The organism is Kitasatospora sp. NPDC001603, from assembly GCF_040298365.1.
In the GTDB taxonomy this organism is placed as follows: Bacteria; Actinomycetota; Actinomycetes; order Streptomycetales; family Streptomycetaceae; genus Kitasatospora.
Genome location: NZ_JBEPAA010000015.1, coordinates 90,316 through 108,131, shown reverse-complemented (window position 1 = coordinate 108,131; position 17,816 = coordinate 90,316). Strand labels below are relative to the sequence as shown.

Below are 17,816 nucleotides of genomic sequence, written 5' to 3'. Positions count from 1 at the left end.
GGCGTCCGTCACAGTCCGTTCCCGCCCGTTCCCCGCCTCCGGCGCTGCCCGTCACCGTGCGCCTGTGCTGCCCGTCACCGTGCGCCTGTGCTGCCCGCACTGCTCGTGCCGCCCGTCGTACGGCTGCCCGGTCCGCTACCGGCCCAGGCCCAGCTCGGCCGCCATCAGGTCGCCGGCCTGCTGCTCCAGCTGCTCGTCGGTGAGCCCGTCGTCGTCGGTGTCCGCACCGTCCGGCACCGCCCCGATCGGGCTGTCCAGCCGGACGTGGGCGATCAGCGACTGCAGCGCCCGCAGCACCGCCGAGCAGGTCGTGCCCCAGTTGGAGAGGTACGAGAACTGCCACCACCAGAGCGCCTCGCTGACCCGCCCCTCGCGGTAGTGGGTGAGACCGTGCTGGAGCTCGCTGACCACGCCGGCCAGGTCGTCCGAGATCCGGAAGGCGTTCGGCTTCTCCGGCGGCCCGTACGGGTCGAAGACCTCGTGGTAGACATCGATCGGCGCGAGGAGCACGGCCAACCGCTCGCGCAGCTGCTCGCTGTCCGGCTCCGGACCGGTGTCGGGCTCGAAGCGGTCCTCCGGGACGACGTCCTCGATCGCGCCGAGCCGACCGCCGGCCAGCAGCAGCTGCGAGACCTCCAGGAGGAGCAGCGAGACGGCGCTACCGGGCTCGTCGCCCTTGGCGACCTCGGTGACGGCGAGTACGAAGCTCTCCACCGAGTCCGCGATCTGCACCGCGAAGTCGTCCGGCTCCGAGCCGTGCGCATGGACGTGCGGGGCGGGCCGGTCCTGCTGCGGGCCTGCCTGGTGGGGCGTGTGGGGCTGCTGGTTGATCGTCCGGTCAGACATCGAGCAGTCGTCTCCCTTCGAAGGCGCGGCCGAGGGTCACTTCGTCCGCGTACTCCAGATCCCCGCCGACGGGCAGACCGCTCGCCAGCCGGGTCACCTTCAGGCCCATCGGCTTGCAGAGCCGGGCCAGATAGGTGGCGGTCGCCTCCCCCTCCAGGTTGGGGTCGGTGGCCAGGATCAGCTCGGTGACCGTGCCGTCCGCGAGACGCGCCAGCAGCTCGCGGATCCGCAGGTCGTCCGGGCCGACGCCCTCGATCGGGCTGATCGCGCCGCCCAGTACGTGGTACCGGCCGCGGAACTCGCGGGTGCGCTCGATCGCGACGACGTCCTTGGGCTCCTCGACCACGCAGATCACCGCGAGGTCGCGGCGCGGGTCGAGACAGACGCGGCACTGCTCGGCCTCCGCGACATTGCCGCAGGTCGCGCAGAACCGGACCTTGTCCTTGACCTCCAGCAACGAGTGCGCCAGCCGGCGGACGTCGGTGGGGTCTGCCTGCAGGATGTGGAAGGCGATCCGCTGCGCGCTCTTGGGCCCGACGCCGGGCAGCCTGCCCAGTTCGTCGATCAGGTCCTGAACCACGCCCTCGTACACGTCGCGCCTTCCCTCAGGGGTCTGTGGTGCACCGGTTGCCCGATGTCCCGGTGCCATCATCCAACGAATCGGGCGCCGGGCACACCGCCCGACGCCCTACTCCCGCATAAATCACACAGGTCTTTTATCTGAACTTCAGACCTTCATGACTTCGGTCTTTCCGCCCCGATTCGGCCATCAGACCAGGTCAGAACGGCAGACCGGGGATTCCGCCGCCGCCCAGGCCCTGGGTCAGCGGGCCCATCCGCTCGGCCTGCAGCTTCTGCGCCGCCTGGTTGGCGTCCCGGACGGCCGCGAGGACCAGGTCGGCCAGGGTCTCGGTGTCCTCCGGGTCGACGGCGGCCGGCGCGATGGCCAGGGCCACCAGCTCACCGGCGCCGGTCACGGTGGCCTCGACCAGGCCACCGCCCGCCGAACCGTTCACCTTCGTCTCGGCCAGCTCCTGCTGCGCCTGGGCGAGGTCCTGCTGCATCTTCTGCGCCTGCTTGAGCAGCTGCTGCATGTTGGGCTGGCCACCACCGGGGAACACGGCTCACTCCTTGCGTTCTGCGTCCGTCGTGCTTCGCTTCGTCCTGGCACGCCTGCGCCGACCGCGCCGCCGGCCGTGCCGGCCGGGCGTCGCGCGGACGTCGCCGCGTCGTCGCACCGAGCCTACGTGCTACCGGTGCCGGGCGTCCGATCGGTCACCGGCCGGGTCCCGCTCGGGCCGCCGACTCGCCGGCCGCCCCCTGCCGGCGCGCCGCCCGCCCGCCGGTCAGTTCCCGCCGTGGCGGATCTCCTGCAGCACCGTCGCGCCCAGCTCGCGGATGATCAGCTCCTGGCCGGAGAACGTCTCCTCCTTGAGCTCCGGATCGTCCTCCTCCGGGATGTCGTCCTCCAGCGCGACCGAGTGCGCCGGCCGCCCGGCCGGCGGCGCCGACGGGGCCTGCACCGGCGGAGGAACCGGCGCGGGCGGCATCGCAGGGGGCGTGGCCATCGGTGTGGGCGCCGGTACGGGCGCCGGAGCGGCGGCCTGAACCGCAGGCGCGGGCGCCGCCGGACGCGCCGGTGGGGCGCCCCAGCCGCCGGTGGAACCACCGGGGCTGCCCGGGTTGCCGGAGCCGCTGCCGCCGGGATTCCCGCCCCCGGCGCCGCCGGTCCCGCCCGAGCCGCCCGACGGGTCGATGATGCACTCGATCCGCCAGTCCACACCGAGCGCGTCCGCCAGCGCCTGGCGCAGTACGTCGTCGCTGTTGCTGCTGACGAAGCTGTCCCGCGCGCCCGCGTTGATGAAGGACACCTGGAGCACGCTGCCGTCGAACCCGGCCACCTGGCCGTTCTGGCTGAGCAGGATCCAGGTGAAGCGGCGGCGGTTCTTCACCGCCTCCAGGATCTGCGGCCACATCTGCCGGACCTGCCCGGCCCCCTGCTGGGCGGCGCCCGACGGCTGCCCGCCGCCGGGCGCGGCGGCCGGAGCGGAGGCGGGCGCGGCCACCGGGGCGGCCTGGACCGGCGCGGGAGCCTGCTGCACGGGCGGCGCCGCCACCGGGGCGGGCGCACCCCCGCCCGGGGAGAAGCTGCGCGGGATCGGCCACGCACCCGGCGCGGGCGCTGCCGGAGCGGCGGCCTCCTGCGCCGGGGCCGCGGGCGCTGCCGGCGCCTGCACCGGGACGGCCTCCGCCTGGGGGGCCTGCACGGCGGGAGCCCCCAGGGCAGGCGCGTGCATCACAGGGGTCTGCATCGGGGGCTGCATGGCGGGAGCCTGCATGGCGGGAGCCTGCATCGGGGCCGCGAAGCCCCCGGTGGCCGCCCGGCGCTCCAGCTTGTCCAGCCGAGCCTGCAACGACAGCTCGTCGCTGTACGCGCCCGGCAGCATCACCCGGGCGCAGATCAGCTCCAGCTGCAACCGGGGCGCCGCGTTCCCGCGCATCTCGGTCAGCCCGGTGTTGACGATGTCCGCGGCCCGGCTGAGCTCGGCCGCGCCGAACGCGTCCGCCTGCGCCTGCATCACCGCGACCCGGTCCGCCGGGGCGTCGATCAGCCCCTTCTCCCCGGCGTCCGGCACCGTGGCCAGGATCACCAGGTCCCGGAGCCGCTCCAGCAGGTCGGTCACGAACCGGCGCGGATCGTGACCGCCCTCGACCACCCGGTCGATCACCTGGAACACCGTCGCGCCGTCCTGCCCCGCGAAGGCGTCCACCACCTCGTCCAGCAGCGCGGAGTCCGTGTACCCGAGCAGCGCGGTCGCCATCTGGTAGGTCACACCGCCCTCGGTCGCACCCGCGAGCAGCTGGTCCATCACCGACATCGAGTCACGCACCGACCCGGCCCCGGCCCGGACCACCAGCGGGAAGACGGAGTCCTCCACCTGGATCTGCTCCCGGCCGCAGACCTCCGCCAGGTAGTCGCGCAGCGTGCCGGGCGGCACCAGCCGGAACGGGTAGTGGTGCGTCCGGGAGCGGATCGTCCCGATCACCTTCTCCGGCTCCGTGGTCGCGAAGATGAACTTGAGGTGCTCCGGCGGCTCCTCCACCACCTTCAGCAGCGCGTTGAAGCCGGCCGAGGTCACCATGTGCGCCTCGTCCAGGATGAAGATCTTGTACCTGCTGTGCACCGGCGCGAAGAACGCGCGCTCCCGCAGCTCACGGGCATCGTCCACACCACCGTGCGAGGCGGCGTCGATCTCGATGACGTCGATCGAACCGGGCCCGCCCGTCGCCAGGTCACGGCAGGACTGGCACTCACCGCACGGCGTCGGCGTCGGCCCCTGCGCGCAGTTCAGGCAGCGGGCCAGGATGCGCGCGCTCGTCGTCTTCCCGCAGCCGCGCGGGCCGCTGAACAGGTAGGCGTGGTTGACCCTGTTGTTGCGCAGGGCCTGCTGGAGCGGAGCGGTCACGTGCTCCTGCCCGATGACCTCGGCGAAAGTCTCGGGGCGATAGCGGCGGTACAGGGCTAGGGACACACCACCGACGATATCGGGACGAGCCGACAAACGCGTCGCCCCTCAACGGCCCCCGCCCGCCCCCGGGAACGCAAAGACCCCCCGCGCACCCGCCAGAGCCCTCCTACCCTTGCTGCCTTCCGGCCCTGGGGGGGTTCAGAGAGATAACGCCACACGAGGGGCTGACACCCACAGTACCGGATCCCGGCCCCCGTCCTCCACCACCCACCCTCCCCGCCCCCGCTCCGCGATCCGCAGGCCACACCCCCGGACCACCCTCGACATACGTGGTCGCAACCACCCCCGAACATGTACTAAGCTCTCCCACGGAGGATTCGCCTAGAGGCCTAGGGCGCACGCTTGGAAAGCGTGTTGGGGGCAACCCCTCACGAGTTCGAATCTCGTATCCTCCGCCGGCAGAAGGCCCGGACCGCATCGCGGTCCGGGCCTTCGTCGTTCATCGCGTCCTCCGCGAGGGGGACGAAGGGCCCCGACCGGTGTGCGGTCGGGGCCCTCGTCATGTCGCGGCTGCCGTCGTCCGCTCCGGGGATTGACCCATGGAACAGGTGGTGGAGTGCACCATATGAGCGGTCTCTGGGGGTCCTAGATTCGTTGGTGTGAGCAGCACGAGGCGCCCGGAGGTGTGGGTGGCGGCCGTGCTGTCGTTCTTCCGGCCCCCTACTCGAAAGCAGGCTTCGCCATGCCTTCGTCCAGCCCCGCGCCCACGTCCGCGCGTCTCGGTCTCACGCTGGCGCTGCTCGCGTTCGCCCAGCTGATCATCTCGATCGACTACAACATCGTGTACGTCGCCCTGCCGGACATCGGCTCCTCGCTCGGCTTCTCGCCGCAGAGCCTGCAGTGGGTGATCAGCGGATACGCCGTCGCGTTCGGCGGGTTCCTGCTGCTCGGCGGGCGGGCGAGCGACCTGTTCGGGCCGCGCCGGATGTTCGCGCTCGGGCTCGCGCTGTACGCCGGGGCCTCCCTGCTCGGCGGGCTCGCGACCGGGCCCGGCCTGCTCGTCGCCGCGCGGGCGGTCCAGGGGGCCGGGGGCGCGTTCCTCTTCCCCGCCACGCTCACCCTGGTGTCCACGAGCTTCGCCGAAGGCCGGGACCGCAACCGGGCGTTCGCCGTCTGGGGCACCGCCGGCGGCAGCGGGATGATCCTCGGGTCGCTGCTCGGCGGCGTCCTGACGGAGTCGTTCGGCTGGGCCTCGGTGTTCTTCGTCAACGTTCCGCTGGCGGGCGCCGCCGCGCTGCTGGCCTTCGTGCTGATCGCTCCCGACCTGCCCCGCGCCGCCGGCCGCTCGTTCGACCTGGCCGGTGCGGCCACCTCGACCGTCGGCAGTACCGCCCTGGTCTTCGCGCTCGTCCAGGGCCCGGAGGCCGGCTGGACCTCCGCGGTCGTGCTGACCGCCACGGCGGTGGGCGCCGCCCTGCTCGCGGCCTTCGTCGTGATCGAGCGCCGCAGTGCCGATCCGCTGCTGCCGCTGCGCCTGTTCGGCAACCGGAACCTTGCGACCGGCACCCTGGTGACCTTCCTCTACATGGCGACCTTCGGCACCCTGCTGTACTTCCTCACCGTGTACTTCCAGACCGTGCACGGCTACGACGCGCTGAGCACCGGCCTCGCCTTCCTCGTCCCGATGGCCGCCATCGCCGTGGGGTCGCAGACCGCCGGGCGGCTGGCGACCCGGTTCGGCATCCGTCCCGTCCTCGTCGCGGCCCTGCTCCTCGGTGGTGCGGGTGCCGTGCTCGTCGGGGCCACCATGTCCACCGGCGGCTCGTACGGGGCGCTCGTCCCCGGGCTGGTCGTCCTGGGCCTCGGCCAGGGTGCCGGGTACACGCTGATGTTCGGCGCGGCCGCGCTCGGGGTCCCGGCGCGGGAGCAGGGCATCGCCTCGGGTGTCGCCTCCACGAGCCAGCAGGTCGGCGGGGCGGTCGGTCTCGCGCTCCTGGTGGCCGTCGCCAACTCCACCGTCGCCGAGGGCCTTTCGGGCGACGCACTGCGCGCCGCCAGTGCCGACGGGCTGCGTACCGCGGTGTACCTGGCAGCGGCCGGGATCGCGCTCACCGCGCTCGTGGCGCTGCGGCTGGAGAAGCCGGCGAAGGCACCGAAGGCAACCGGGGCAGCGGCCGCCGGCCCGGCCCCCGTCGTGCACGTCTGACATCCATGGGAGCAGCACCTCCGGCACCTCTGACGGACGCCCCGGTACGACTTCGCGCGGTGCCGCCCTCCCGGGGCGGCACCGCGCGTTTCCGCCCTCCGGCCCGGGCACGCCGGACGGGCCCGGCGCTCCGGTCGCACCGGGCGCGGCAGTGGCCCGGATCACAGGCCCGCTTGCCGGGTGGGCGAAATGGAGGGACCCGCGCAGTGGTTGACACCTGAACATCGCACCCGCCGTCCGACCCCGAGGGAACCCCATGACCAGCACCGCGTCCTCCGCCTCCCGTGCGGCCGAGCTGCTCGCGCGGCCCGTCGAGCTGAACGGGCTGACCGTCCCCAACCGCATCGTGATGGCGCCGATGACGCGCCAGTTCTCGCCGGGCGGCGTGCCCGGCGAGGACGTCCGGGCGTACTACGCCCGGCGGGCCGCCGCCGGGGTGGGGCTGATCCTCACCGAGGGGACGTACATCGGCCACGAGTCGGCCGGGCAGAGCGACCGGGTGCCGCGGTTCCACGGGGAGGAGCAGCTGGCGGGGTGGGCCGAGGTCGCCGCGGCCGTGCACGCGGCGGGCGGCACGATCATGCCGCAGCTGTGGCACATCGGCATGGTGCGCAAGCAGGGCGACCCGCCGTTCGCCGACGCCCCCGCCATCGGCCCCTCCGGCCTGCGGATCGACGGTACCGAGGGCACCGGCAGGGCGATGACCAGGAGCGACCTGGACGACGTCATCGGCGCTTTCGCCGAGGCCGCCGCGGCCGCCGAGCGGATCGGCTTCGACGGCATCGAGCTGCACGGCGCCCACGGCTACCTGCTCGACCAGTTCCTCTGGGCGGGGACGAACCGGCGGACGGACGCCTACGGTGGCGACCCGGTCGCCCGGACGAAGTTCGCGGCCGAGATCGTGGCCGCCGTCCGGGAAGTGGTGTCGCCGGAGTTCCCGGTGGTCTTCCGCTACTCGCAGTGGAAGCAGGAGGCCTACGAGGCCAGGCTCGCGGAGAGCCCGGAGGAGCTGGCGGACATCCTGACCCCGCTCGCCGAGGCCGGCGTCGACGTCTTCCACGCCTCCACCCGCCGCTACTGGCTGCCGGAGTTCGAGGGCTCGGACCTGAACCTGGCGGGCTGGACCAGGAAGCTCACCGGGCGGCCCGCGATCACCGTCGGCTCGGTCGGCCTCGACGGCGACGTCATCCGCAGTTTCGCGGGTGAGGGTGCCACCGTGCAGGGCATCGACAACCTCCTCGACCGGCTGGAGCGCGACGAGTTCGACCTGGTCGCCGTCGGCCGGGCGCTGCTCCAGGACCCGCAGTGGGCGGCGAAGGTCCTCGCCGGCCGCTTCGACGAGCTGAAGCCGTACGACGTGTCGGCCCTGGCGACGCTGAGCTGACGTTCAGTCATGTCCCGTGCCCGCCGACCGCGTCACAGCGGGTGGCGGGCACGGCCGTGGCGGCCGCCGGTCTCACGCGGCGCGGGCGGTGCGGCGGTAACTGCCGGGCGGCTGCCCGTACTCGCGCTTGAACGCCTTGGCGAAGGCGTACTCGGAGCCGTAGCCGGTCCGGGCGGCGACGGCGGTCAGCGGGGCCTCGGACTCGCGCAGCAGGGTCGCCGCGGTGGTCAGGCGCCAGCGGGTCAGATAGGCCATCGGCGGTTCGCCGACGAGCGTACTGAAGCGGCGGGCGAAGGCCGCGCGGGAGAGTCCGGCCCGGCCGGCCAGCGACTCGACGGTCCACGGCGCCGCGGGGGCCTCGTGGATGGCGGTCAGCGCCGGGGCGACGGCGGAGTCGCCGAGCGCGGCGGCCCAGCCGGCGGCCGCCGCGGGGGGCTGGTCCTCGAACCAGGCGCGCAGGATGTAGAGGAGCAGCGAGTCGATCAGGGCGGGGACGATCCCGGCCGAACCGATCCGCGGCTTCTCCAGCTCGGTGCCGAGGAGTTGGACCGCCGCGCTGAGCTCGGGGTGGCGGCCGTGCCGGGTGGGCAGGTGGATGACCGCCGGCAGTTGGCGGACCAGCGGGTGCGGACGCCCCTGGTCGAGGTGGTAGTTGCCGCACAGCAGGCTGGTGCGGGGGCCGTCGCCGCCCAGGGTGACCATGCCGATCGGTGAACCCGGCCGGTACTGGTCGGGCCGCTCGGCCTCGGCCGGGGTGGCGGGGTGGTCGGCGAGGATGTGGCCGCGGCCGTCGCGCAGGAAGACCACGTCGCCGGGGCTGAGCGCGATCGGCTCCGCGCCGGGCGCGTCCTCCAGCGGGACCAGCCAGCACGTCCCGTACAGCACCACGTGGAACCCGGCCCCGGCGACCGGGGGGAGGCGCAGGCCCCAGGGGGCGCGGCCCTCGGTGCGTACGGACGTGGGCTGCCCCGTCCGCATCGAGCTCAGCGCCTCGGTCAGGATGTCCAACGCCTTCCCCCCGCTTCCCCGTTCGTCCGATGTGTCCGGCACATCCGGCCCATCCCGAATATCCGGCACGTCCGGCCCTCCACTGTAGGACCGCGCTCAGGCGACGGTGAGGACGACCTTGCCCTGCACCCGGCCGGACCCGACCAGCTCGTGGGCCTTGGCGGCCTCGTCGAGCGGAAAGGTCTCGCTGACGTGCGGGCGGACACGGCCCGCGTCGACGAGTGCGGCGATGGCCTCCAGCGAGGCGTAGTCGGGCTCGACCGAGATGCCCGCGAAGTGCCGGCCGACGGCCTCGATCCGGGCGGCGAGCTCCTGGTTCCAGTGCTCCATGATGCTGACCAGGGTGCCGCCGGGGCGCAGGACGGCCAGGGCGCGGTCGCCCTCGGAGGAGGAGTCGAAGACGACGTCGACGTCGCGGACCGCCTCGGTGTAGTCGGTGGTCCGGTAGTCGATCACCTCGTCGGCGCCCAGGCCGCGAACGAACGCGTGCTTGGCCTCGCTCGCCAGGGCGATCACATGGGCTCCCCGGGCCTTGGCGATCTGCACGGCGAAGTGGCCGACGCCGCCGGCCGCGCGGTGGATCAGGACCCGCTGGCCCTCGGTCACCCCGGCCGCGTCGACCAGGCCCTGCCAGGCGGTCAGGGCGGCGAGCGGGAGGGCGGCGGCGTGCACGTGGTCGATCGTGGCGGGCTTGCGGGCCACCTGACGCGAGGGAACGGCGATGTACTCGGCGTACCCGGTGGCGGCGCGGGGGAAGAACGGCATGCCGTACACCTCGTCGCCCGCCTTGAACCGGGCGCCCGGGCCGGCCTCCTCGACGACGCCCGAGATGTCCCAGCCGACGCCGAACGGCGGCTCGCCCAGCAGCGGGTAGGCCCCCGACCGGACGGCCACGTCGACCGGGTTGACCCCGCTCGCGTGGACCCGGACGAGGACCTCGCCGCCGAGCGGGGTGGGGCGGTCGATCTCGACGGTCTCCAGGACCTCGGGGCCGCCGAAGGACTGCTGGGTGACTGCGCGCATGGGAGGACTGCCTTCCTGGCTCGCCCGGCCCTCGTGCGGACCGGTTCTCGTTGTCCCCAACCCTAGGAAGGTCCGACGAGCCGATGAATATCCTTCAGTCTTCGGAAGATGTCCCAGCGTCTCGTGCGGCGGGCGCTCCGCTCCACGGCGACCGGACCAGCCCGCGACTGCTGAAATCACGGCAATTGACCCGCCATCATGCTGCTGGAATGCACTGCTCCACCGGTCTTCCGAATCGCTAGATTCATGGTCATGACGAACGCCGCCGCAGCCGCGCCGACCACCACGCCCACTGCCGCCCTCGGCACCCCCCACACCCCCGGCACCCCCGGCACCCCCGGCACCCCCGCCGCCCCCGGCACCCCCCACACCCCCGCCGCCCGGCCTCCCCGGATCAACTTCGCCAAGGCCGCCCCGGCCGCCTTCAAGGCCCTGATCGGCTTCGACGCCGCCGCCCGCGAGGGCCTCGACCCGGCGCTCGTCGAGCTGGTCCAGATCCGCGCCTCGCAGCTCAACGGCTGCGCGTACTGCCTGCACCTGCACACCTCGGACGCCCGCAAGGCCGGCGAGAGCGAGGAGCGGCTGCACCTGGTCGCCGTCTGGCGGGACGCCGCGCACTTCTTCACCGCGCAGGAGCAGGCCGCCCTCGCGCTGACCGAGGCCGTCACGCTGATCGGCCAGGCCGGCCTGCCCGACGACGTCTACGCCCGGGCCGCCGCGCAGTTCACCGAGGAGGAGCTGGCCCGGCTGCTGGCCCTGGTCCTCACCATCAACACCTGGAACCGGATCGCGCTCAGCACCGCCAAGGTCCCCGGTACCGACGAGCGGGCGGCGCACTGACCGCCCCGTCGCGGCGAGCCACCGTCGACCCGAGGGCCCGGCCCCACCCCCGTCGGGGCCGGGCCCTCGGCCGCACCCGGTCCGGTGACCGGGCGGAACGGGCGGCACCTGGCTCAGAGGTGCCCGAGGACGGAGCGGACGGCCAGCTCGACGGCCGCGCGCGACTCGTCCGTCGGGTCGACGGTGTCGAACCCGTGGTGGCCGTGCGGGACGTCGATCACCTGGAGGTCCGTGTCCCGTGCCTCGGCGGCGGCCACGAACTCCTCGACCGTCGCGGCGATCTCCGTGACCTCCAGGCCCACCCGGGTCAGGACGACGGGCAGCCGCCCGACCCCGGCCAGCGCGTCCACCGGGCGGAACCGGCTGTCCACGCCCTGCCAGCCGGGCAGCGGCGCGAGGATCGGGTAGGTCACGGCGAGGCAGCGCAGCCAGGACGGGGGCGCGGAGAGCCAGTCCGCCGAGAGCGGGCCGCCGCCGGAGAAGAACCAGAGGGCGATGCGGTCGCCGTCGACGCGCGGGTCGGCGCGGAGCAGTTCGACGGCCTCGGCGACGTCCGCGGCGGCGAGCGGGTAGTCGGCGAGCGAGTGCAGGCGGTGGTCCAGGGTCGCGCCGATCACGCCCTGGCTCGCCGCGTACCGGCCGTAGCCGACGTAGGTCGTCCAGTCCCGTGGGGTGGGCCGCAGGGTCTCGGGGACGGGGCCGCCGTGGACGAACAGCACCGCCGGACGCGGCGCGGCGGACGCGTCGCTCGCACCGGCCGTACCGGCCGCACCGGCCGGGTTGGCGCCGGCCGCACCGGCGCCGTCCGGGTCCGCCGGCAGGTAGAGGTCGACCCGGCCGATCCGCTCACGGGTCTGCTCGGGCACGTCCAGCACGAACGGGCGCAGGTAGCCCGGCAGTTCCTGGGCGGGCGCCGCCGCCAGCCGGTGCCCCTCGCCGGCCGCGGCGCCGAGCAGGAGCTCGGCCAGCTCGTCCGGACGGGAGAGCATCGGCCAGTGGCCGGTGTCCAGGTCGAAGAAACTCACCCGGGGGTCGGCGAGGGCCTTGAACTGCGGCATGCCCAGCGTCATCAGGCCTTCCAGCTTGGCGATGCTCATCCCGCTCTCCGTGCAGAAGATGCCGGAGGTCGGCACGGTGGCGAGGGCCCCCGAGAGCCTGAGCGGCTGGGTGAAGGTGGCACTCGGCTGCGGCGAGGCGAGACCGGTCAGCCGGGCCAGCGCCTCCTCCGAGAGCCCGGCGGTGCTGCCCCAGCGCTGCCACCCGTCGGCGGCCGGCGGGTCGATCCACCCGGTCCCGCCGTCCCGGTCCGCCGGGTCGAGCAGCCGCCGGCGGACCTCCTCGTCCGGGACCAGCTGAACGGCGGCGTCACCGTCCTGGGGCAGGCCGGCGTCCAGGTAGACGATCCGGGCGATCCGCTCCGGGCGCCGGTCGGCCGCGCCCAGCACGGGGTGGATGCCGTAGTCGTGGCCGACGATCACCAGCTCCGTCCCCTCCACCCCGTCGATCAGCCGCACCACGTCCTCGATGTGCGTCCCCAGCCCGGTGTCCGGACCGGCCTCCTCGCGGCGCTCCCCCAGCCCGGTGAGCGTCGCCGGGTACACCTCGGCCCCGGACTCCTCCAGCCTGGCGGCCACCTCCCGCCACACCTCTCCACCGGTGAAGGGCCCCGACACCAGCACGAACGCCGTCATGATCGTCTCCTTGCGCGGATCGTCCCCGCAGGCGGCCCGCCGGCCGCCCGCGTACACCGGTACGGTAGGAACTCCCCCTGAGGGAGGTTCAAGCCTTGCTGTCGTCAGACGTCATGTGGAGCATCGGCGAACTCGCGGAGCAGGCGAGCGTCACGGTCAAGACCGTCCGGTACTACTCGGACCGCGGCCTGCTGCCCGAAGCCGGCCGCAGCTCCGGCGGCCACCGCCGGTACGGCCCGGAGGCGCTCGACCGGCTCCGGCTGATCCGCTCCCTGCGCGCGCTCGACCTGCCCGTCCCGGAGGTCGGCCGGGCCCTGGAGGACGAGTCGGCACTGGAGGGCGCCGTCGCCCGGCAGTTGCGCGAGCTCGGGTCCCAGCTGGCCGCCCTGCGCTGGCGCGAGGCCGCCCTCCAGCTGCTCCAGGACTGCACCCCCGCCGAGCGCGCCGACCGGCTGCGTCTGATCGGCGCGGTGACCAGTCCGCCCGACACCACCGTGCTGGCCCGCTTCTGGCGCCGGGTGCTGCCCCCGCGGCTGCCCGCCCCGCTGCTCACGGCGGTCGTCGACGCGGCCGTCCCGCAGCTCCCCGACGATCCGACCCCGGCCCAGGTGCTGACCTTCGCCCGGCTGCACGCGCTCACCGCCCCCGGGCGACTCAGCATCGACGTCTGCCGGCCCGACCTCCGCGAGCCCGACGAGGACTACCGGCCGGCGGTGCTCTACCAGGGCCTCGGCACGGCGTACGAGCTGGCGGCGGCGGAGATGGCGGACGGGGCGGGGCGGCCCGGCGAGGCGCTGGACTGCTTCGTCGCCGCGCACGCCGACTCGCGCGGGCTGCGCGACACCCCGGAGTTCCGCCGTCGGCTCGGATACGTCCTCGACCAGACCGCCGACCCGGTGATCGGCCGCTACTGGCAGCTCGCCGCGGAGCTCGCCACCCCGGCCGGCGGCCCGCCCGCCGTCACGGCCGGCTCCGCCCACGAATGGCTCCGCGCCGGGCTGGGCACCACCGCGCTGGGCGCCACCACCGCGCTGGGCGCCTCCACCCGGGGCACCACCGCGCCGGGCACCACCGCGCCGGGCGCCTCCCCGCTGCGCACCACCGCCCCGGACGTCCGACGCCCCGAAGCCGCCTGAGCGCCCGCCGCCCTCGCAGCCCCCGCTCCGGCGCAGCCCTCAGGGCCGAGGCCCTCAGCCCATCGTCTTCGCCCCGTCCAGCGACTCCCGGATGATGTCCGCGTGCCCGGCGTGCTGCGCGGTCTCCGCGATGATGTGCAGCAGCACCCGGCGCACCGACCAGCCGGCGCCCGGCTCGAACCACGGCGCCTCCGGCAGCGGGTGGACGAGGTCCAGATCGGGCAGCGTCGAGACCAGCTCGTCCGTCTCGCGCGCCACCCGCTCGTACGCGGCGAGCAGGCCCGCCAGCGTCTCGCCGTCCGTCATCCGGAACTGGCCCTCCCAGTAGATCGAGCCCCGTTCCATCGCCTCCGCACCGCCGACCGCGAACCGCGACCAGCGCTCCTCGACGCCCATGACGTGCTTGATCAGACCGCCCAGGCACAGCTCGCTCGCCGTGGTGCGCCGGGCGGCCTGCTCGTCGTCGAGGTCACGCACGGTGTACCGGAGGAAGCCGCGGTGCTTGTCCAGCGTCTGGAGCAGGTCGGCACGCTCGCCGCCCGCCGGTGCGCCGGCAGCCATCAGGCGTCCGCCATGGTCGGCATGGGCCCGGAGGTCGTGCCCAGGTCGATGACGCCGAAGGCCGCGCCCTGCGGGTCACCGACGGCGGCGAACCGGCCGAACGGGCTGTCCATCGGCCCGAAGAACAGCTGTCCGCCGCGCTCGGTCACCTTGGCGATGGCGGCGTCGCAGTCGTCCACCGAGAAGTAGACGCTCACGTACGAGGGCGCCTCGGGCGGCATGTCGTCCGGTCCGACCTTCATCCGGCCGAGCGCGGGCCGGTCGGCGACCTGGAAGATCTTGTAGTCCACCTGGTCGGTGTCCATCCGCTTGGTGCTGTAGGGGAAGACCGCGGGGAAGAAGGCGTCGGCCTTGCCCGGCTCACGCGTGAGCACCTCGGCCCAGGTGTACGAACCCGGCTCGTTCTGCTTCTCGAAGCCCTCGTGGCTGCCGGCCTGCCAGACGCCGAAGGTGACGCCGCCCGGGTCCTTGGCGATCGCCATCGAACCGAAGTCGCCGACCTGCAGCGGCCCCATCAGCACCTCGCCGCCCGCGGCGCGGATCTTCTCGACGGTCGCGGCGGTGTCCGGCGAGGCGAGGTACAGGCACCAGGCCGACGGCACGTCGTCCCCGGGCATCGGCGGGACGACGGCGGCCACCGCCTTGCCGTCCGAGTACGCCGTCGTGTAGTTGCCGAACTCCGACGCGCTCTCGCCGAAGGTCCAGCCCAGCACCGCCCCGTAGAAGGCCTTGGCGCCGTCCAGATCCTTGAACATGGCGTCGGCCCAACAGGGTGTGCCCTCAGGTAGCACGGTCATGATCCTGCCCTCCATGTAACGGTTTGCCCCGATTCGTCACAGTAGCCAGTCCCCCGTCGGACCGCGCCCCGAGTACCCGCACCGCCCCGCCCGTGCCCTCCGCACCCGCCCTCCCCGGCACCCGCCCTCCCCGGCCCCTGCCCTTCCCGGCATCCCCGGCCGGACACGGCGACGGCCCGCCGGAGCACCCCGGCGGGCCGTCACGAGAACCGGTCACCGCTACACGTCGGCCGCACCCGCCGGGAGGGTCACCGGAAGGGCCGCCGCGAAGGCGAACCGCGACGCCGCCGTCCCCAGTCCGGGCGCGCCGAACGGGAGCGCGCCCCCGGCACCGACCGGGGCGCCCTCCGGCACGGCCGTGGCCGGGGCACCCACGCCGTCGGACGGCACCTCCGCCGCCGGCACCCCGTCGGCCTTCGGCACCTCATCGGCCGCCGGCCCGGCCGGGAGCTCGGCCGCCCTGCCATCCGCCCCCGACCCGCGCCCGAAGTGCCGCCGAAGGTCCGCCTCGCCGTACCGGTGGCAGTCCCGGTGCCAGACGTGGATGCCCGCGAGCCAGTTCTCCAGCTCCTTGACGTACCCGTCCAGCAGCTCCCGGGCCTCCGGCTCCAGCCCGAAGTCGTCGTACAGCACCGGGAACTCGTTCCGCGCCACGTGCTCGAACTGCCGCAACCGCGAGTGCATCAGGTCGTCGACGATGCCGACGGCCGAGGGGTAGTCGCAGTCGAAGAAGTTCTGCACCACCAGGACGGCGTTGTGCACCTCGCCCTCGTACTCGACCTCCTTCTGGTACGAGAAGAGGTCGTTCATCATGCACGCGTAGTCGGCGGCCGCGCTCTCCAGCGAGCGCATCGGCCCGCTCTCGTAGATCTCCGGCGGGACGGCCTGGCCGTGCGCCAGCCGGCACAGGCTCATGGTGAGGTCGGAGCCGAAGGTCTTCCGGCGCATCTCGATGTAGTCCACCGGGTCGGGGATCCGGTGCTGCGCCTGGTTGTTGAGCTCCCAGACCCAGCTCAGGGTCATGTCCTCGATCGCGGCGCGGAACTTCCGCCGGGCGTCCGGCGTCATCGGGGCGCTGGTCCGCTCCCAGAGGTCGGCCAGGCCCCGCTCCAGGGCGTTGACCGGCACCGGCGCCGGGCTGTCGTCGACGGGCATGAACGTCGAGAAGCGCTCGGTGAGCAGCTTGGCGCCGACCAGGTCGCGGGTCCGCCCGTAGACCACCGGGTAGTAGTCGTCGCCGTAGGTCCCCCACGTCAACCACGCCGAGGTGAGGTCGAGTTGCTCGGGGGTGGCGTCCGGGTGGATGCCGGCCGAGCAGAGCGGGAAGTCGTAGTCGGCGAACTTCTCGGCCGTCCAGATGCCCGAGCCCGGTACGCCCGGCTGCGCCTCCAGCATGCCCATCCGGGCGGCCCACGCCACGGTGTTGAGCCGGGAGGCGTCCAGGTGCGGGCTGAGTTCGACGGTGTACGGAAGCCTGAACTCCGGCAGCCTGGAGGCCCCGACCCGCTGGAACGGCACATGGCCGTGCGAGCGCGCCCGCCGCACCGCCGGGTCGACGCCACCGGGCGAGCCGGGCGTCCCGTCCAGCGTGTTCACCCCGCTCAGCGAGCCCAACTCACCCATGCCTCCCGGCAGTCCGCGCCCCGGGCCGACCCGCAGCACGTCCAGCGCCGACGTCCCGACCCCGCCGATCGCGTACTGGTCCCACCAACGGGCCGGCGCGGCGGCCGCGCCGCCGCCGTTCATGTACCGGCTGGACCGCATGTGCCACTCGTGGCCGCCCGACTGCCAGTCCTGCAGGCCCTTGACGTACGCCATCACCCGCGCGACGCCCGCCGGGTCCAGCCCGGTCTCGGTGAACAGCCAGGGCAGCTCGGTGAACACGGTGTTCTCGAACTGCTGGAGCCGCGAGGTGAGCAGGTCGTTGACGGCGTCCGCGGCTTCCTGCGTCGTGCAGCCCAGGAAGGTCTCCAGCACGAGGATGCCGTTGCTCAGCTCGCCCTCGTCCTCGACCTCCCGCTGGTAGGAGAAGATGTCGTTGCGCAGGTGGACGCCGTCCGAGAAGGCGTCCATCAGCACCCGCAGCGGTCGCGAACCCGAAACCTCCTTCGGCACCTCGGCGTTGGCGGCGTACTCGATCAGACCGGCCGACCAGGGCGCGCCGCCGACCTTGCGACGCATCTCGATGTACTCGACCGGGTTGGCGATCCGGCCGGCGTTGATGTTGGCGAGTTCCCAGAGCGACTCGTTGAGCAGGTTCCGGGTGCTCTCGGCGAACCGGATCCGCCAGTCCTCCCCCATCGAGGGCACCGTGCGCCGCCACAGATCGGCCAGGCCCGCCTCGACCGGGTTGGTGGGCTCGGGCACCGGGGTCGACGGGTCGGCCGGCATGAACAGCGGCAGCCGGTCCAGATAGGCCTTGCCGCCCTCGCGGTCGTTGCTGCGCTTGAAGATCTCCAGGAAGTGGTCGTCGAAGAAGAAGACCCACACATACCAGTCGGTGACCAGCGACAACGCCTCGTCGGAGGCGTCCGGGTGGGTGTACGCGCAGAGCAGGCCGTAGTCGTGCGCCTCCAGATCGGCCTGGTCCCAGATGCCCGACCCCTCCAGCATCCCCATCTCCCGGGCCCACGCGGTGGAGTGGGTCCGGGCGCCTTCGAGATGGGGGTTCAGGCGCGCCGGGTGCGGCACGTAGAAGGAGGGCAGTTCGAACGGCTGAGTCACCGGGCGAGCCTTTCTGGACGCGTCGAGGAGGCCGACCGGCCCGGCGGAGCGGAGCCGGTCGGTCCGCTGCCCCACGACCCGGTCGGCTCAGCATTACCCCTCGCCGACGATCTCCACCGGACAACCGCAA

The 17,816-nt window shown here is 73.6% G+C and carries 14 protein-coding genes, 1 tRNA gene and 1 other RNA gene; 5 read left to right on the top strand and 11 right to left on the bottom strand.

Annotated features, from left to right (window positions below; all coding sequences use genetic code 11):
- Positions 1–135: 135 nt before the first annotated feature.
- The 5 genes from ABT263_RS12975 to ffs all read right to left on the bottom strand — a co-directional run bounded on the left by ABT263_RS12975 (position 136) and on the right by ffs (position 4,545).
- Positions 136–846, bottom strand: a complete 711-nt coding sequence (locus tag ABT263_RS12975; RefSeq protein ID WP_329488607.1) for a DUF5063 domain-containing protein — start codon at positions 844–846, stop codon at positions 136–138.
- Complete coding sequence (recR, locus tag ABT263_RS12970) at positions 839–1,438, bottom strand: recombination mediator RecR (protein WP_329488609.1); 600 nt, start codon at positions 1,436–1,438, stop codon at positions 839–841. The genes ABT263_RS12975 and recR overlap by 8 nt, the downstream gene beginning before the upstream one ends.
- A gap of 187 nt (positions 1,439–1,625) precedes the next feature.
- A complete protein-coding gene (locus tag ABT263_RS12965; protein ID WP_352290542.1) occupies positions 1,626–1,967 on the bottom strand; it encodes a YbaB/EbfC family nucleoid-associated protein in 342 nt (113 codons plus the stop codon).
- 225 nt (positions 1,968–2,192) lie between these two features.
- Positions 2,193–4,379 carry a DNA polymerase III subunit gamma and tau gene (locus tag ABT263_RS12960; RefSeq protein WP_352290540.1) on the bottom strand — a complete coding sequence of 729 codons (2,187 nt, stop codon included), beginning with the start codon at positions 4,377–4,379 and terminating at the stop codon, positions 2,193–2,195.
- Between the two features lie 69 nt (positions 4,380–4,448).
- An RNA gene (ffs, locus tag ABT263_RS12955) (signal recognition particle sRNA small type) lies at positions 4,449–4,545 on the bottom strand.
- A gap of 141 nt (positions 4,546–4,686) precedes the next feature.
- Between ffs and ABT263_RS12950 the strand changes: the two genes are divergently transcribed.
- The 3 genes from ABT263_RS12950 (at position 4,687) to ABT263_RS12940 (ending at position 7,906) form a co-directional block, all read left to right on the top strand.
- A tRNA-Ser gene (locus tag ABT263_RS12950) sits at positions 4,687–4,771 on the top strand.
- Between the two features lie 287 nt (positions 4,772–5,058).
- Positions 5,059–6,522, top strand: a complete 1,464-nt coding sequence (locus tag ABT263_RS12945) for an MFS transporter (RefSeq protein WP_352290538.1) — start codon at positions 5,059–5,061, stop codon at positions 6,520–6,522.
- Between the two features lie 256 nt (positions 6,523–6,778).
- Positions 6,779–7,906, top strand: coding sequence for an NADH:flavin oxidoreductase (locus ABT263_RS12940; RefSeq protein ID WP_352290536.1), 1,128 nt, complete (start codon positions 6,779–6,781; stop codon positions 7,904–7,906).
- Positions 7,907–7,978: 72 nt separating this feature from the next.
- Here ABT263_RS12940 and ABT263_RS12935 read toward each other — a convergent pair whose 3' ends face one another.
- Both ABT263_RS12935 and ABT263_RS12930 read right to left on the bottom strand, forming a co-directional pair.
- On the bottom strand, positions 7,979–8,914 hold the full coding sequence (locus ABT263_RS12935; RefSeq protein ID WP_352290534.1) for an AraC family transcriptional regulator: 936 nt from the start codon (positions 8,912–8,914) through the stop codon (positions 7,979–7,981).
- 96 nt (positions 8,915–9,010) lie between these two features.
- Complete coding sequence (locus tag ABT263_RS12930) at positions 9,011–9,937, bottom strand: NADP-dependent oxidoreductase (RefSeq protein ID WP_352290532.1); 927 nt, start codon at positions 9,935–9,937, stop codon at positions 9,011–9,013.
- A 246-nt stretch (positions 9,938–10,183) separates the two neighbouring features.
- Between ABT263_RS12930 and ABT263_RS12925 the strand changes: the two genes are divergently transcribed.
- Positions 10,184–10,777 (top strand): carboxymuconolactone decarboxylase family protein, encoded by a 594-nt coding sequence (locus ABT263_RS12925; protein WP_502885794.1) that lies wholly within the window; start codon positions 10,184–10,186, stop codon positions 10,775–10,777.
- Positions 10,778–10,890: 113 nt separating this feature from the next.
- Here the strand turns inward: ABT263_RS12925 and ABT263_RS12920 are convergent, their stop codons facing one another.
- Positions 10,891–12,468 carry an alpha/beta hydrolase gene (locus ABT263_RS12920; RefSeq protein WP_352290528.1) on the bottom strand — a complete coding sequence of 526 codons (1,578 nt, stop codon included), beginning with the start codon at positions 12,466–12,468 and terminating at the stop codon, positions 10,891–10,893.
- Positions 12,469–12,566: 98 nt separating this feature from the next.
- Between ABT263_RS12920 and ABT263_RS12915 the strand changes: the two genes are divergently transcribed.
- Positions 12,567–13,604 (top strand): helix-turn-helix domain-containing protein, encoded by a 1,038-nt coding sequence (locus ABT263_RS12915; RefSeq protein WP_502885796.1) that lies wholly within the window; start codon positions 12,567–12,569, stop codon positions 13,602–13,604.
- Positions 13,605–13,658: 54 nt separating this feature from the next.
- Here ABT263_RS12915 and ABT263_RS12910 read toward each other — a convergent pair whose 3' ends face one another.
- The 3 genes from ABT263_RS12910 to ABT263_RS12900 form a co-directional block, all read right to left on the bottom strand.
- Positions 13,659–14,165 carry a DinB family protein gene (locus ABT263_RS12910; RefSeq protein ID WP_352290526.1) on the bottom strand — a complete coding sequence of 169 codons (507 nt, stop codon included), beginning with the start codon at positions 14,163–14,165 and terminating at the stop codon, positions 13,659–13,661.
- Positions 14,165–14,962 carry a VOC family protein gene (locus ABT263_RS12905; RefSeq protein WP_352290524.1) on the bottom strand — a complete coding sequence of 266 codons (798 nt, stop codon included), beginning with the start codon at positions 14,960–14,962 and terminating at the stop codon, positions 14,165–14,167. Before ABT263_RS12905 ends, ABT263_RS12910 begins: the two co-directional genes overlap by 1 nt.
- 219 nt (positions 14,963–15,181) lie before the next feature.
- On the bottom strand, positions 15,182–17,686 hold the full coding sequence (locus ABT263_RS12900) for a terpene synthase family protein (RefSeq protein ID WP_352290522.1): 2,505 nt from the start codon (positions 17,684–17,686) through the stop codon (positions 15,182–15,184).
- Positions 17,687–17,816 lie beyond the last annotated feature (130 nt).